This window comes from Alteromonas portus (genome assembly GCF_005117025.1).
Taxonomy (GTDB): Bacteria; Pseudomonadota; Gammaproteobacteria; order Enterobacterales; family Alteromonadaceae; genus Alteromonas; species Alteromonas portus.
The window spans coordinates 417635-433999 of record NZ_SWCO01000007.1 but is presented as its reverse complement, the minus strand read 5'-3'; the positions used below and the strand labels follow the sequence as shown (position 1 = coordinate 433999).

Below are 16365 nucleotides of genomic sequence, written 5' to 3'. Positions count from 1 at the left end.
GTTACAAGCTGTGTATTTTCACTATAAACACTTTTTCTATCACCGCCGCCATGCTAAAAATTAGTAAAAAGCGTGCACGCAATACGCCATACCATTCTTTCGAAGGGATGCACAGGTTTCGCAACGCACTAAAACAATAAGCGGCAAGTCCAAATGTTGCCCAATAAAATGAAAAGGAAAACTCCACATGTTACGTAGCGTTTTAAGCTTAAGCGTGGCGCTGGCCCTCACAGCTTGTAGCCCACAAAATTCATCCACAGAACAACAGACACAGAGTGCGGCTACCGAAGAAGCTCAACAACAGCTTTCTTCAGGCGTTATTAAAGAAAACATGGATTTGTCGGTTGACCCGGGTGATGACTTTTTCCGCTACGTAAACGGTAAGTGGTTTGATAATTTTGAAATACCAGCAGATAAGTCGAGCTATGGTTCTTTTGTGATCCTTCGCGATGAAGCGCAAGATCATGTTATGAACATTATAAAGTCATCTGCAGAGGGCGATTTCAAAGCGGGCAGTGACGAACAGAAAGTGGGTGATTTTTACCGTGCCTATATGGATATGGAAACCCGCAACGAACTTGGCATGACACCGCTAAAACCAGAGTTAACAAAGATTGATGCCATTGAAGACTATACCGACCTTGCTGAGTACTTCGCTTATGCCGCTCGCTATGGCTACGGTACACCGTTCAGCCTAACGCAATACCCTGATCTTAAGTCGCCAAAAGAATATTTGATGTACACGTGGCAGTCGGGCTTAGGCCTTCCTGAGCGCGAGTACTACTTCAAGGACGACGAAACATCACAAACTATTCGCGATGCCTACGTTAAACATATTCAAACCATGTTTGAACTGGCGGGTTTCGACGCGCCTAAAGAAAGCGCTGAAATGCTATTCGCACTTGAGACTAAAATTGCTCAGCTACATATGAAAAAAGAGCAGGCCCGTAATTTTGCTGCTAACTACAACAAGTTGACGATTGAAGAACTTAAAGCGTTAATGCCTAAGTTCGACTGGGACGCTTATTTAGCTCAAGCTGATGTAAGCGATGTTCCTTCGCTAGGCATCCTGCAAAAAGACTACATGCAGAACATTGACGGCGTTATTGCAGAAACCTCACTGGAAGATTGGAAGACGTTTCTTAAATGGGGCTTGTTGAATGCTTCAGCCAGCCGCTTAAATGCCGAGCTTGATGAAGCAAACTTCAATTTCTACAGCAAAGTGCTTCGCGGGGTTGAAGAGCAACAGCCACAATGGCGTCGTGCAGTAAGCCTTTCCAATGCCCATGTAGGCGAGCTAATCGGTAAGGTTTACGTAAAACAGCACTTCCCGCCTGAAGCGAAAGAACGCATGATGGAAATGGTAAATAACCTGCTGTTGGCTTACAAAGAAAGCATCGAAAACCTTGATTGGATGACAGACGAAACTCGTGCACAAGCACTAGACAAGCTGTCTAAATTTACCGTGAAAATTGGTTATCCAGACCAGTGGAGAGATTACTCAGCTCTGACAGTGAATGCCAGTGACCTGTTTGGAAACCTAAAGCGTTCTTCGGACGTGCTGTACGAAGAAATGCTGAAGAAACAAGGTGGCCCGGTGTGGACCCATGAATGGGGCATGACTCCACAAACTGTTAATGCTTACTACAACCCGCCGCTAAACGAAATTGTATTCCCAGCGGCTATCCTTCAACCTCCGTTCTTTGACATGAACGCCGAAGACGCGGTTAACTACGGTGGCATTGGCGCGGTAATTGGTCACGAAATTGGCCATGGTTTTGATGATGCAGGGTCGACTTTTGACGGTGATGGCGTTCTGCGTAACTGGTGGACAGACGAAGATCGCGGCGAATTTGAAGCACGCACAGCAAACTTGATTGAACAGTACAATCAGTTTGAGGTTCTGCCTGACTTGTACGTTAATGGTGAATATACCCTAGGTGAAAACATCGGAGACCTTGGCGGCATCAGCATCGCACTTAAAGCTTATCACTTGTCTCTTGACGGTGAAGAAGCCCCTGAACTTGATGGCTTTACCGGCGATCAGCGCGTATTCATTGGTTACGGCCAGGTTTGGGCAAGCAAATATCGCGAAGAAGCGTTGCGCAGCCAAGTACAAACCGATACCCATTCACCTACGAAGTTCCGCACTAACGGTGCTGTTCGCAACGTACCTGAATTCTACGAAGCGTTTAACGTGACCGAAGAAGATGCGTTGTATTTACCACCAGAAGAACGCGTAAAAATTTGGTAGTTCGCGTACTCTAAACACAGTACATAGAGAGTAGCGTACATAAACCAAGATAGCTAAAGCCCCATGTTTGCTTCACCAAACTGGGGCTTTTTTTGTCGTGTTGAAGTGTATGACTGATCAGGTTTAACGAAGGCGGAATATGAAATACATCACGCGTAATACTAATTACACAACGAGGTTAAAACGTCTATCGCCAAGCCAACTTTTTTAGCCGGTACAAAAATATGGTCGTGATAATAAGCGGCCACCACGTTGGCGCTAATTCCTGCCTTACCCAGCGCTGTGGACATAGCGGCCGTCATGCCTACCGCTTCCAGACTAGAATGCACTTCACAGGTTATGCAGCGGTAATAACCTTCAAATTGCAAGTTAGCTTTCTGTGCAGCGGCAACCGGAAGAATAAGCGTGGTGCCCTCGCGTTCCTGAAACATACCCTTAGCTACTGAAATTAACGTACTGGTTAAGCCATCAGCAGGCAAGGTTGTGAAAACGTAATCTTCACTACTTGCCACAGGATTCAGATTTTTCAGTAACACACTCAAGTCAGTTTCAGCGACCACACTCAACCTTCCTTTGTACAACGTCAATACTTATCTATTAAAGCTCTTATTAAAGCTTTCGGGCTCTAATACGCTTACCTTTGATCTTACCTTCTCTAAAGTGCGCCATGGCTTTTTTCACGCTTCGCGTTTTCACTGCGACAAAACTCATGCTGTTTTGCACTTTTATTTTGCCTAAGTCGTCGCCAGGAATACCCGCATCTTTGGTAAGTGCCCCCACCAGATCGCCAGGTCGAAGCTTTTCCTTTTTACCCGCACTTAGTGAAATACAGGTAAATTCAGGCTGAGTAATTTTGTTTTTATGAAAACGTAGGCTTTGCGCGCCTTTAAGTGGAATATCGCTTTCTTGCAATACTTCTATTTTTCGCAAAAAGTGCTCTTCGTCATCGCTAACTAACGTGACCGCCATACCCTGAGCGCCTGCACGTGCTGTACGACCAATACGGTGAATATGGGTTTCCGGCTCTTCACTTACCGTGTAATTAATTACGCAAGCAACATCGTCAATGTCTAGCCCTCGCGCAGCTACATCGGTGGCAACAAGTACTTGCAATGCATCGCTGGCAAACTGCATAAGCACCGATGTGCGTTGATGCTGTTCCAAGTCCCCCTGAAGCCCAGCTGCGCTAAAGCCATCCTCGATAAGCTCCTCAACCACTTCACTTACCTGAACCTTGCGGTTACAAAATACAATAGCGTTTTTAGGTTGGTAATGGGTAAGTACTGCTTTAAGCGCCTGAGTACGCGTGTGTGGGAGCACGTTGTAGCCCAACTGCGTGATAGCGGGTTTACTGTCTTGAGACTCAACTTTACAGGTTACCGGGTTGTGCAGGTATTGCTTAGCCACACGCTCAATTTGTTCTGTAAAGGTTGCAGAAAATAGTAGGGTTTGTACTTGCTTTGGCGTTTGACCGAAAATAATGCGTAAATCGTCTTCAAAACCCATATCTAACATGCGGTCGGCTTCATCGAGCACGCGCAATTTTACGTTGCTTAAGTCAATTCGACGCTTTTCCACGTGGTCCATTACGCGACCTGGCGTGCCCACAATAATGTGCGGGCTATGTTTCAGTGACTGAATTTGCGGCCCCATGGGCTGGCCACCACATAACGTGGTTACTTTGATATTGCCTATGTTTTTAGCCGCCGTACGGCACTGCTGCGCCACTTGGTCGGCAAGCTCTCGGGTAGGACAAAGTATGATGGCCTGCGTGGTAAAATCGTTCACTTCAACGTGCTGTAATGCAGGAATAACAAAGCATAGAGTCTTGCCGCTGCCGGTTTGTGCCTGGCCTATTACATCTTTCCCTTGCAGTGCTTCAGGAAGCGATTGAGCCTGTATAGGCGAGAGTTGGTAAATGCCTTGGGAGTCTAACGCCTTGGTGATGGCAGGGTTTATATCTAAATGTTTAACTGTTTCAACTGTCATTAGTTTGGGTTCCAAAGGTGCACTACACCATGTTCGGTATGATGAGCTATGCCATATTCTTGGGACACCATGTCACTCCAGGAAATAAGCTGCTCATTAAACTTGTCACTCATTTTCACATCGGCCGCCGCTAACTTTAGCTTCTCTAAAACCAAAACACAGGTGTCTTTCTTTGACAGTGCTAGGTAGGCCGTTGAAATGTTGTATTTACTTATGAGTGTTATTGTCTCACATTTAAATTGATTTGGGTTACATCCAAAATCAATTGCCCCCTGAGAACCGAAAATTGTATCGATTTCGTTGTTAATAAGTGCACTAACTAACGTTTGCCATGAATCATAAGCTTGCACTTTGAACCCTTGTTCTACTGCAACCTTGTAACGGTAGTCTTCTAATAAAGTACCAACCCTGTAGCTTTTTGGAACATCGACAATGGAATTAAAATACGGTTTATCTATGCCATATAGTCCGTGAAGGTTTCTTGATATTGGCGTTATCCAGTGAAACACGCTGTCTCTCTCATTCGTGCGAATTACTGAGAAAACCAATACGTTAGACTTTGTCATTGCTTCCTTTGCTATACGTTCCCATGGGGCGGAAAGAATGTCCTGCTTGAGCGTCACCTCATCTAATATATCTCTGACCAAATCAGCAGCAATACCAGTAAGCTTTCCACGCTCCCCCACCTCTGAAAAAAGTGGAACATTGTCGGCAATGATCCATAGATTATCGGTATTAGCATGCAGCTCGCCCGCTAAACTCAATGTTCCGAAAGTAAGTACAGTTTTTGGGAATAAGGGTTTCAGCTCATCTCGCATAGCATCAGCCAGCACTATGAAGTCGTCTGAACCTTTGTATTGTGCAGTTAGCTCGCTCAATCTCTCTGCAATATTGGCAACCCCTTCACTTTTAGAGAGTGCAATATAACTTACTGCTATTGTGGTTGTCTGGCTGCCCGCATTCGGCGTACAATTAATCTTATCACCACATTCAAAGGCAAATAACGGCGTTATCCAATAGTAACTGTCTTCGTTTTTTTCATCTCTGATCAAATTGATAAGGACGTCGGCACTATTCGGTATAGTGCTAGTAGCAGGCGTTAAATCAATGCCATTTTTTGATAAGGCATTTTTAAACACTGTGAGTGAGTAAGATTGAATACCCAGCTTCCCAGAGGGAGATATGGTACTGGGTAAACCTTGGGCGTGGGAGTAAGTTAGTGCTTGTGCCCTTACGGAAAAATTCCACAGGGCACATAAACAGACAATAACGGTAAAAGCTACGCTTGAAATGCCTTCTCTAATTTCCACTGCAACGTTTGCCCCGCAAAAAATGGAACCATGTCGGTGCCATCAGCTAAGGTTACTTGTTCTGGCACAGTCCACGACTCTTTAACTAATGTCATTGTAGTCGTGTTTCGTGGTAAACCATAAAAATCTGCACCGTAATGGCTAGCAAAACCTTCGAGCTTATCTATTACGCCTAGCTGCTCGAACACTTCTGCGTAAAGCTCAATTGCAGACCATGCGCTATAACAACCCGCACAGCCACAAGCATTTTCTTTTTTATGCTTGGCATGAGGGGCTGAGTCAGTACCTAAGAAGAATTTTTTATTGCCGCTTGCCACCATATCGCGCAAGGCTTTTTGATGCGTATTGCGCTTTAGCACTGGCAAGCAATAGTTATGAGGGCGTACCCCACCCACCAGTAAATCGTTGCGATTCAACAATAAATGCTGAGGCGTGATAGTGGCCCCAACAAATTCGCTGGCACCTGCGACGAAACTTGCGGCGTCTGCTGTTGTTATATGCTCAAAAACTACTTTCAGCTTGGGGAAGGCGTCAACAATAGGCCCCAAATGAGTATCAATAAACACTTTTTCACGGTCAAAAATATCGATGTGATGTTCGGTCACTTCACCGTGAATTAGCAATAACAAACCTTGCTCTTGCATGGCTTGAAATACAGGATACAACGCCTTAATACCTTTTACTGCAGCGTCTGAGTTCGTAGTTGCTCCAGCGGGGTAGAGCTTACATGCGGTTACACCGGCCTGCTTTGCATCGACAATATCTTGAGGCGTAGTTTGATTGGTAAGGAACAAGGTCATTAAAGGCTCAAAACTACTGCCACTAGGGCGTGCAGCTTCAATTCGTCCTTTATACGCCATTGCCATTTCAGCATTAACTACTGGTGGCACAAGGTTTGGCATAACAATAGCGCGCTGGAAACAACGTGCGGTTGCAGGCACTGTCTCAGCTAGCATTTCATTATCGCGAAAGTGAAGATGCCAATCGTCTGGCGTAGTAATGGTGAGCGTTTGCATGCCTTATCTCTCTTAGTACTTATTCAAACAGAGGGGAAGTTGCGCGCAATAATAACACAGTTCCAAATATGCGCGCAGACCAACTCACCAGAAAGTGGCTATCTTTGGTATAGCTATGACCCTGTCTGATCGTGCTCTACCCAAATAAGCTTGCTAACGTCGTAACCAGCAGCGGTCGCTTTTTCTAACAAACCCATGCGGACATCGTCAGAAATAGAAGGCGTGCGCGCCAAAATCCAGAGGTAGTCTTTATCAGGCCCTGTAATCAAGGCATATTGATAACCTTCTTTATCTAGTTCCATAATGACATAGCTGGCGTAAAACGGGCCGAAGAACGATACTTTTAAATGACCTGTGGTTTCAGACTCTACGAAGTACGCTTTGCCTTCGGCTTCGTCCCACGTCTTTTCTTCCTTAGAAAAACCGCGGTTTATTACTTTTACGCCGCCATCGCTGCGCATGCTGTATGTTGCCGTTACTTCACTTAAACCTTCTTCGAAACTATGGTCAAAACGAGCTATTTCATACCATTTACCTAGATACCTGGGAAGTTCAAACCCCTTAACTGGCTCTACGTTATCCGGCATACCAGTACAGCCAAATAACCCTACAAACACCAAACTTACGATTGCTACTAAACCCCATTTCTTAAACATAAATCCTCGTTTCCTAATCAAACTTAATACTTGGTACGCTTTCAATATTGATATGCCAACGTAAGCTTTTGTGATCTTTATTGCTTCTGCAACACCATAGATAATCTGAAGCGCTATCTGTCGATTATTAAAATACTCTCGGCTAAACGCACTTTTATAAAGTCCATGGCTGTACTACAGTGCCAACCTATTGAAAATAAAAAGGCTCCGAGGCTTTTATCGAGTGCAAAGATACTTTTGTTCACTCACACTATTAACAGGGAGATAACAACATGAATGCACACTTTCCGCATGCAAGCCGCCTCATTTATGGGTGCATGGGTTTAGGCGGAGGCTGGAATAATGACCCTGCCACTAAGGCCGACGTAACCCAAGCAAGAACAATCATTGATGCCGTACTAGACCTAGATATTAACGTGTTTGACCATGCCGATATCTACACCTTTGGTAAAGCAGAAGCCGTTTTTGGTGAAGCGCTTAAACAAGCGCCTGAGTTAAAAGACAAAATGATTATTCAGTCTAAATGTGCAATACGATTTGAGGATGATTTAGGACCAAAGCGTTATGACTTCTCAGCAAATCATATTCACACTTCTGTTGAAGGTATTCTCTCTCGATTGAATATCGAGCAGCTAGATGTACTGCTGCTGCATCGCCCTGACCCACTGATGGAACTAGAAGAAGTAGCTGGAACCTTGCTTCTTTTACAGCAACAGGGAAAGATCAAGCATGTGGGTGTGTCTAACATGCACGGTCATCAAATAAACTACCTTCAATCAGCGCTCTCAACGCCTATCGTTTCAAATCAACTTGAAATGAGCCTTGGCTTTAGAGATTGGTTAGAAGACGGAATAACAAGTAACAGCTCAGCTAATCGTAACATTGGGTATGCCCCCGGCACGCTTGAATACTGTATGACGAATAATGTTCAGCTTCAGGCTTGGGGAAGCTTGGCTCAAGGAAAATATACTGGAGCTAAAACCGAAACTAGTGCAGACGCCGCTACAGCAGATTTAGTGGCAAAGCTTGCGGGCGAATACCAAACAACGCCTGAAGCTATCGTTCTAGCGTGGTTGATGCGACATCCAGCTAATATTGCGCCAGTACTAGGCAGCACCAATGTAGAACGGATCAAATCCAGCCAGAAAGCAGTCAACGTCCACTTGTCTCGCGAACACTGGTACAAGTTATTTGAAGTTGCTCGCGGTCAAGAGATGCCGTAAGCACATAAAAGGAAATAGCATGCTAAAAGGCTTTCACCATGTTGCTATTATTTGTAGTGACTACCCGCGTTCAAAGGCGTTTTACACCGAAGTTTTAGGGTTTTCGATCATCGATGAAAACTACCGCGAAGCCCGGGATTCGTATAAATGCGACCTTGGCCTGCCCGACGGGAGTCAGATTGAATTATTTTCGTTTCCGGGGGCACCACAAAGGCCATCGCGTCCAGAGGCCCAAGGGCTTAGGCACTTGGCGTTCAAAGTCGACAACTTAGATGAAATGATTAACCACCTAACCAATAAGAGGGTGGAGTGCGAACCGGTGAGAGTGGATGAGTATACAGGCAAGCGCTTTACATTTTTCCAAGACCCGGATGGGTTACCGCTAGAACTTTACGAGCTATAAAAAATGCCGAATAGCTAAGTGGCTATTCGGCAAATGTTCATTAATATAATATCGAAAAGAACGCGAGTGATTGCCCTAGTCCAACATTCGGACTTCTCTCTGTGGAAACGGAATATCAATATTATTCTGCTGAAGGGCGTTAAAAATAGCTTGGTTCAGCGCATAGCGCACTTCGAAATGCCTTACGGCCGGCGCCCAAACTCGAATTCCGAAATTAATGCTGCTGTCGCCAAAATTATCGACACCAATAGCCGGTGACTTTTCTGCGCTAACCCCATCAACATTCCCAACTGCACTGCGAATTACCTCAATAACATCGTCTACATTACTAGAGTAAGCCACGCCAATTTCTAGCTCAATAAGCATGTTCTCGGCAGAGTTGTGCAAGATTTCACCAACTATAAGTTTATTCGGAATTTGAATATGCACGTTATCTTCATCGATAAGAATGGTGTAGGGCAACATGACCTGATCGACAACGCCAGCAACGCCACGCACGCGAATTGTGTCGCCGACAACAAAGGGGCGGGTAATAATTATAGTAAAACCAGCTGCATAGTTTGCCAGCATGCCCTGAATAGCAAGACCAGCGCCTAGACCCACAGCACCAAGTGCCGCAATCAACGGCGTTACACTGATACCAACGTTCCCCAGGGCGATAATGATAACTATGCCAAGCACCACTAGCTTGCATACACCTCCGGTAAACCGGCTCAGCGTTACGTCAATTTTCTTATTCACCATGAGGTTTTCAACCACATGGCCTATCTTATTGGCCACCCACCAGCCAAGTAGGAAAATGATAATGGCACCTACAATTTGAAAGCTGTAGGTAACGGCAAACTCAACGAGGGTATCGTAAAGGGCTTGGGCTTGTTTTAATTCATCCATGGGACGTGAATACAAAATGATAAATGAGGGAATGAGGTGAAGCTTAAACAACAACGCTTTGAAAAACCAGTGCCGAACTTAAGTCCGGCACCTTTAGGTTAACTGATACAGTGAGCGGTCAGTGTTACGGCTAATGTCGCTTAGTTGGCGTACTCACTTGCTTCAATTTCAGCTAAACGCTGTTTAGTGGGGTTTTTGATAAAGTTGTATACCAAGCCAATAAATAATACGGCGGCAAAGCCAGTGGCTACCATGAAACCATATTTCGCATCACCGCCGTTAGCATCGCTCACTAAGCCCATTATAAAAGGGCCAGCCGCAGCTCCCGCAGCAGTAAAGAATAAAATAACCCCTGCCACACTGCCGTGCTGATGTTTAGGGAAGCAGCTGATACCTTTAGAATTAAACGTAGGGTAAATGACCGACATGAAAATACCGGTTAGCGGGAACAAATAAAGTGCCACCTGCTTTCCGCCCCATAACCCTAAGCCAAAGCACAATACAATCGCGCCCGTGAAGACCATCAACACTAAGGCCCAGTTAAAGCGAGACATCATCCAAATGCCAATAAAGCGCCCCGCAGCTCGAAGGATAAAAAATGCAGTAACCGAGTAAATAGCTAAGGTTTGAGAGAAACCTTCGCTGTAACAGTCGTATGTGGCTTTTAACGTAGCAGCGTCGCATACGAGGTAACTTGGCATCCAAACGTAGATAGCACTTTCTGCCGCTACGTATAAAAACGCGCCAATTGAGAACCCAAAAGCGTAAGGATTTTTAACTAGACTCAAGCTTTTCGAAATTGACACCTTATTTTCGCCAGACGACGTGTCCCGAGAATAAGTCGGGTACTTAACCAAAAGTGCACCGACAATAAGAAGGGTACAAACGCCGCCAGCAATGACATACAGCCACTGCCAAGCCACGCCTTGATGAATAAGATATGCAACAATCAAAGGACCTATAATTGCGCCAACACCAAAGAAGGCTTCTGCACCGTTCATTGTAGCTGTGTGTTGTTTTGTTGAGGTTGAAATGTCACCGATAAGGGCCAGCGCACCGGTTTTAAAAATACCAACGGCAACCCCTGACAAGCTCATCAAACTTACAATCAGCATAAAGTTATCAGCTATGAGAAAGCTGTAACAAGCCAAACCGAATAATGCCAGGCCTATAATAATAGTTGGCTTGCGACCTAATTTGTCAGCTAAAAACCCTAAGAATAAACCAGACAGTGCGATGCCTAGCATGGGCAGAGAATGCATTAAACTCGCCTGCGCATTGGTGACTGAAAATGCCACTTTCACTTCTTTGATTATTTCGCCTACCGAATCTGATGTCATCGCAAACATCATGAACATAAGATAGGTTAACCACCGGATTATTCTGCTACTACGGTCTTGGTTAGGCATAGTCGGTCTCACAACTGCGGCATGAAGGAAATGTATATCCTTTTGCACTTACAAAAAAATATATGAGTTTAGGCAAACGAGCAGTGTCTTAAGAACTCACATATTTCACAAATAACAATAACGGATGTAATAAGCTTGGTAACTAATTTAATTAGAAACTTAATCGTTTAAGTTAAAAGTTAACAGAATTTAAAAAGCCTGTAAACCCGTCAATTAGGATAGGTTCGCTAAGCCCTTCAGTACGACATACTATGAATTTTCTATGAGCAGTGCTGCTATAAGTAGTATTTGTAAATAGTGTATCTTGGCATCCGCCGGATTATCTGGCTTTACAAAGAAAGATATAACAATGTTTATTCAGCGATTAAGATACATTCCCCTCGCCTATTCGAACACTACATCTACGTATTCGGCCATCAGTATGACTACTATTTTTATTTACAAAAACCCTTTGAAATATTAAGAGATAGGTAAAAATCTCAAACCCTGTGCATTAAAACTTGAATGTGAAAGGCCAGAGTTCCCTTTTGGTATCACGAGCAGTCGCAAGTAGGCAAAATCGCTCGTCCTCTGGAATTTTGGTATACACGAACAACGGCTTCAGCGTTCCCTATTAGCGACAGTGAACTGCACTTCAAGCACGAATTGCTGCCAGGTGAAAAAGGTATCTGAACGCTGCACTTTTTATGCTTGCCCTCTTCAAGTCGCTATGGCTTTTAGTCAAATAGGCGCCGCTTAAGTGCGTTGCAGTGTACTTTGCGCGCTTTGCCAACGGACCTTAAAAAACGTCCAGGGCAGTAAATAAACTTAATTAGCTTTATCGCCAACGACTTACTAAATATTCGTTAATTACACAGGCAGTGAATTAATTACCTACTATACTTTAGTCGTGGACAGAATGGCCCACCTACTAGATAGCACGTTCAGGCAACCATAAAGCAATTCAACTTACTTTAATGGCCGGTTAACGAGCAAGTAGCACTTTATCCTTGTGTGTGGTTTGTTTTTTGCAGCTTCTAAGAAAACGGCTCTTTAGCGGGAGTTGAACACAATTTGATTTCTACGAATAGGGACCGTCAAATTTAATGCATAGAGGCAGAACAAATCCCTTATTTCACTCAGAGGATTTCGGCTTACGTCATATGGATATGTTAAACATGGTAATGGATAAAACGATGCAAAGTGATAGTGCGTTGGAATACATGTGCCCTTATTGCGGTGCGATTAATGATTTCCATTTAAATTCTGTTCGTGACATGTATCACGAACAGCACGAATCGTGTGGATGTTGTAATAAGGTTCTTAGTCTAACAGCGGCAGATGGCATTGGTGGCCGAATCAATCTGATCGTCGATTCGCTAGATTCAGAGCTTGTAATCAAGTAACCGTGAATTAGAAAATGTAACCATCTACTGTCTCGGTGCCCTCTTACAAAAAAAGCCGCTTCGAAAGCGGCTTTTTAAGTTTTTAATAGTACTTATAAAGATGACAAATTAACGAAAAAACTCTCGCTTCAATTCGCTATCTGTAAGAAAACGGCCGCCTAACGCAGACGTTTTTGTATATGAATTAGTATCGCGGATCCCTCTCGCCTTCACGCAATAATGGGTGGCATTGATACTCACCGCTACGTCATCGGTGTTAGTAAGCGTTTGAAGGGCGACCAGCACCTGCTGTGTCAGACGCTCTTGTACCTGCGGGCGCTGGGCAAAGAAACCAACAAGACGGTTTATCTTTGAAAGACCAATCACAGTGTCTTTGGGTATATAAGACACAGTGGCCGTACCATCAATAGTCACAAAGTGATGTTCGCACGTGCTTGTTAAGCTAATGTCAGTGACCTGTACAGGCTGGTCAATCTGCATCTTATTTTCAATAGCAGTAATCTTAGGGAACTTGCGATAATCCAAACCACCGAAAATCTCATTGACGTACATTTTGGCAATGCGCGCTGGCGTGTCACACAAGCTGTCGTCAGTTAGATCAAGTCCAAGCGTGTCCATTACGTCACGCATAGCACTTTCAATACGTTTGCGCTTTTGATCGTCAGTAAGACCATTTTCCACCATTGGGGTTTCTAAACCCTTGGCATCTAATGCGTCTCGTACACGTTGCGCTGGCTCTGATATAGAGGGGTCTAGTGCATCACGCACAATTACCGCTTCTTTTGCTAACATTACTTTATCCGTTAATACTTCTTTTTTGATCTTCTACGACTTTCGCTTCGTTAGAGATCGATTACTTGGCAACATGACTTTTATTTAATGTCATTGCTACCTGCTGTGCACTTAGCACAAAATATAAAGACTGTTACCTTTCTCTAAAAAGGACATTATCTTGAAATCACCTGTATTAATAACAGGCGCTAGCCAACGTTTAGGCTTGGCAATGGCACAGAACTTACTCGAACAAGGCCACCACGTAGTTGTGACTTATCGAACTCATCGCTCAAGTATTGCACTGCTCAAGGATAAAGGCGCTACAGTCATACAGGCGGATTTTAGCACTGAGGCGGCTATTGATCGAGCAATTGATGAGATTAAGGCAATCAGTAAAACCTATCGAGGAGTGATCCACAACGCTTCTGATTGGGCACAAGAGAAAGCGCATACCAACAAGCAAGGTTTAATGGAGCGCATGATGATAATTCATGCTGTTGCTCCCTATCGCATAAATTTGGCACTTGAAGAAGCACTGTGTAACTGTGAAGAACAAGCTGACATCATTCATATGACGGACTATGTTCAGGAGACGGGCAGCGAGAAACATATGGCTTATGCAGCAAGCAAAGCGGCCCTTCATAACTTAACCCTCTCATTTGCTAAAAAACTATCTCCGCATGTAAAAGTGAACAGTGTTGCCCCTGCCCTGCTTATGTTTAACGAAGGCGATGATGAAACCTACAGAAAGAAGGCGTTAAAAAAATCATTGTTAGAGATAGTACCCGGCGCGCAAGAGGCCGTTAAAGCAATGAATTATTTATTTGATAGCGATTACATAACAGGTCAAACATTACACCTTAATGGTGGGCGACATTTAAAGTAAAAGTCGTGCTCTCTTCGATTACGCAAGTTTTTAGCTATGGCTTAAAGTAATCGTCACCGCCAATTAATTTCATCGCCATTTGCCTTGGTCTCCTGCTGAGGCATGGCTATAATCCGAACCCTATTTTAAAGCGACTTGGAATTCTACATATGCACGGCAACCGTATTATGGCGCCTGAATGGCATGACATTGATGCAGTTATGTTGGCATGGCCGCACGCAAACACCGACTGGGCACCATGGTTGGAAGAAGCGAGAGCGACCTATCTAAATGTGATTGCAGCAGTAAACCGCAATAATGCCGGTGTTATTTTGTTATGCGCGCCGAATGACGTAGATGACCTCAAACCCCGTTTACCAGAGAACGCCCGAGTGCTAATTGTTCCGGCATCCTTTAACGACACCTGGATGCGTGACTATGGCTTTATCACCTGTAAAGACAGCGAGGGCAATGGCTCTCCCGTAGAGTTTCGCTTTAACGGCTGGGGTAACAAATTTATCGCCTCTGAAGATAACCTTGCCAATCAGCGTTATTTTGCTGCCATGTGTAAATCTGTGCTTCGCAGCAGCCCTATTGTAGCGGAAGGCGGCGCGTTAGAAATCGACGAGAACGGCCACTTATTAAGCACGGCACAATGTTTATTAAACCCTGAGCGAAATGGCGACATGTCGCTCAGTGCTTACGAAGATACTTTTAAAGATATGCTGGGTTGCAGCAAGGTTACTATATTGCAGCATGGTCATTTAGAAGGCGATGATACCGACGGTCATATTGATACTCTAGTGCGCTTTACCCCGAATAAAGGCTTAGTAATTCAGGCGTGTAACAACCGCCCTAACGACAGTCACTTCGAAGGGTTGAAAGCGTTATGTGACGAATGCGCCCTTGAATTGCCAGAGCATGAACAATTTCATTTACCGTTACCTAATATCGTTAATGATGAAGGGGATCGCTTGCCGGCATCGTATGCCAATTACTTGATTTGTAATAATGCGATTTTATTGCCTGTGTATGGTGAAGAAGAAGATGCTGAAGCCATTGAGATGGTGCAAAAAGCACATCCCAATCATATTGTTGAACCAATTGACTGCAGTGTACTCGTAAGACAATACGGCAGCTTGCATTGTATTTCCATGCAAGTACCCACAAATACATTAAAAGACTCGATTATCACCACCTTAAAAAAAGGAGTGTCATTACATGCGTCCAGCTAAGCTAAAAGTTGGCCTGGTACAACAGGCCGTTGCTGACAACGATAAAGCAACGAACTGGAATAAAAGTGCCGAGCAAATCGCCAAATTAGCGGCTGAGGGCTGCGAGTGTATTTTGCTTCAAGAACTGCACAGCACTTTGTACTTTTGTCAGCAAGAAGATACTGACGCCTTTGATTTGGCTGAGCCCATTCCTGGACCAGCGACAGACTTTTTTGGTGAACTCGCCGAAAAGCACAATATCGTTTTAGTGACGTCGCTTTTTGAAAAGCGCGGTTCAGGTTTATATCACAACACCGCCGTAGTATTTGACCGCAGTAAAGAAATTGCGGGCAAGTACCGCAAAATGCATATTCCTGACGACCCGGGCTTTTACGAGAAGTTTTACTTCACGCCGGGCGATATGGGCTTCACACCTATTGAAACCAGCGTAGGTAAACTTGGCGTATTGGTATGTTGGGATCAATGGTACCCAGAAGCGGCACGTCTAATGGCAATGGCAGGTGCAGATTTGTTGTTCTACCCTACTGCTATTGGCTGGGACTTAACTGACACAGAAGAAGAGCGTACCCGCCAGCACGGCGCATGGGAAACCATCCAGCGTTCTCATGCTGTAGCAAACTCAGTACCGGTAATCGTTGCGAACCGCACTGGTTTTGAAGCGTCACCTGTTGAGGGCGACCCGGGCATTCAGTTCTGGGGGCAAAGCTTCATAGCAGGGCCGCAGGGCGAGATTTTGGCAAAAGCTGAAGCTGAGGGTGAAACCACGCTATCAGTGGAACTTGATATGGAACGTACCGAGCAGGTTAAGCGCATTTGGCCTTACTTCCGTGACCGCCGCATAGACGCCTACGACGAGTTAACCAAACGCTGGCGCGACTAACCCAAATAAATGGGGTCAGAGTACATTTTTCTAAATAAAGGGGTCAGGGTACATTTTTTTGAAGCAGCAATAACT

General features: G+C 44.6%; 14 protein-coding genes. 6 read left to right on the top strand and 8 right to left on the bottom strand.

Annotated elements, in window-relative coordinates; all coding sequences use genetic code 11:
- The first annotated feature begins 187 nt into the window (after positions 1 to 187).
- Positions 188 to 2254, top strand: a complete 2067-nt coding sequence (locus E5672_RS13585) for a M13 family metallopeptidase (protein WP_136782677.1) — start codon at positions 188 to 190, stop codon at positions 2252 to 2254.
- Between the two features lie 161 nt (positions 2255 to 2415).
- Here E5672_RS13585 and E5672_RS13580 read toward each other — a convergent pair whose 3' ends face one another.
- From E5672_RS13580 to E5672_RS13560, 5 genes are all read right to left on the bottom strand, one after another.
- Positions 2416 to 2814 carry an ACT domain-containing protein gene (locus tag E5672_RS13580; RefSeq protein WP_136782676.1) on the bottom strand — a complete coding sequence of 133 codons (399 nt, stop codon included), beginning with the start codon at positions 2812 to 2814 and terminating at the stop codon, positions 2416 to 2418.
- A 49-nt stretch (positions 2815 to 2863) separates the two neighbouring features.
- Complete coding sequence (gene dbpA, locus E5672_RS13575; RefSeq protein WP_136782675.1) at positions 2864 to 4243, bottom strand: ATP-dependent RNA helicase DbpA; 1380 nt, start codon at positions 4241 to 4243, stop codon at positions 2864 to 2866.
- Positions 4243 to 5553, bottom strand: coding sequence for a substrate-binding periplasmic protein (locus E5672_RS13570; protein ID WP_136782674.1), 1311 nt, complete (start codon positions 5551 to 5553; stop codon positions 4243 to 4245). The genes dbpA and E5672_RS13570 overlap by 1 nt, the downstream gene beginning before the upstream one ends.
- Positions 5523 to 6569, bottom strand: a complete 1047-nt coding sequence (gene pyrC, locus E5672_RS13565; RefSeq protein ID WP_136782673.1) for a dihydroorotase — start codon at positions 6567 to 6569, stop codon at positions 5523 to 5525. Before pyrC ends, E5672_RS13570 begins: the two co-directional genes overlap by 31 nt.
- A gap of 113 nt (positions 6570 to 6682) precedes the next feature.
- Positions 6683 to 7225, bottom strand: a complete 543-nt coding sequence (locus E5672_RS13560) for a lipocalin family protein (protein ID WP_136782672.1) — start codon at positions 7223 to 7225, stop codon at positions 6683 to 6685.
- Between the two features lie 272 nt (positions 7226 to 7497).
- Here E5672_RS13560 and E5672_RS13555 point away from each other — a divergent pair, with 272 nt between their 5' ends.
- Both E5672_RS13555 and gloA2 read left to right on the top strand, forming a co-directional pair.
- Positions 7498 to 8448, top strand: coding sequence for an aldo/keto reductase (locus E5672_RS13555; protein WP_136782671.1), 951 nt, complete (start codon positions 7498 to 7500; stop codon positions 8446 to 8448).
- 19 nt (positions 8449 to 8467) lie between these two features.
- Positions 8468 to 8851: an SMU1112c/YaeR family gloxylase I-like metalloprotein gene (gene gloA2 / locus E5672_RS13550; protein ID WP_136782670.1), complete on the top strand. Its 384-nt coding sequence runs from the start codon at positions 8468 to 8470 to the stop codon at positions 8849 to 8851.
- A 75-nt stretch (positions 8852 to 8926) separates the two neighbouring features.
- On the opposite strand, the gene E5672_RS13545 is transcribed toward gloA2, so the two are convergent.
- The 3 genes from E5672_RS13545 to folE form a co-directional block, all read right to left on the bottom strand.
- Complete coding sequence (locus tag E5672_RS13545; RefSeq protein ID WP_136782669.1) at positions 8927 to 9742, bottom strand: mechanosensitive ion channel family protein; 816 nt, start codon at positions 9740 to 9742, stop codon at positions 8927 to 8929.
- 140 nt (positions 9743 to 9882) lie between these two features.
- On the bottom strand, positions 9883 to 11100 hold the full coding sequence (locus E5672_RS13540) for an MFS transporter (protein WP_136782697.1): 1218 nt from the start codon (positions 11098 to 11100) through the stop codon (positions 9883 to 9885).
- A gap of 1544 nt (positions 11101 to 12644) precedes the next feature.
- On the bottom strand, positions 12645 to 13328 hold the full coding sequence (gene folE / locus E5672_RS13530) for a GTP cyclohydrolase I FolE (protein WP_136782667.1): 684 nt from the start codon (positions 13326 to 13328) through the stop codon (positions 12645 to 12647).
- Between the two features lie 160 nt (positions 13329 to 13488).
- On the opposite strand from folE, the gene folM reads away from it, so the two are divergent.
- The 3 genes from folM (at position 13489) to E5672_RS13515 (ending at position 16290) form a co-directional block, all read left to right on the top strand.
- Positions 13489 to 14196 carry a dihydromonapterin reductase gene (folM, locus tag E5672_RS13525; RefSeq protein WP_136782666.1) on the top strand — a complete coding sequence of 236 codons (708 nt, stop codon included), beginning with the start codon at positions 13489 to 13491 and terminating at the stop codon, positions 14194 to 14196.
- Between the two features lie 149 nt (positions 14197 to 14345).
- A complete protein-coding gene (locus E5672_RS13520) occupies positions 14346 to 15410 on the top strand; it encodes an agmatine deiminase family protein (RefSeq protein ID WP_136782665.1) in 1065 nt (354 codons plus the stop codon).
- Positions 15397 to 16290, top strand: coding sequence for a carbon-nitrogen hydrolase (locus E5672_RS13515; RefSeq protein ID WP_136782664.1), 894 nt, complete (start codon positions 15397 to 15399; stop codon positions 16288 to 16290). Before E5672_RS13520 ends, E5672_RS13515 begins: the two co-directional genes overlap by 14 nt.
- Positions 16291 to 16365: the final 75 nt, after the last annotated feature.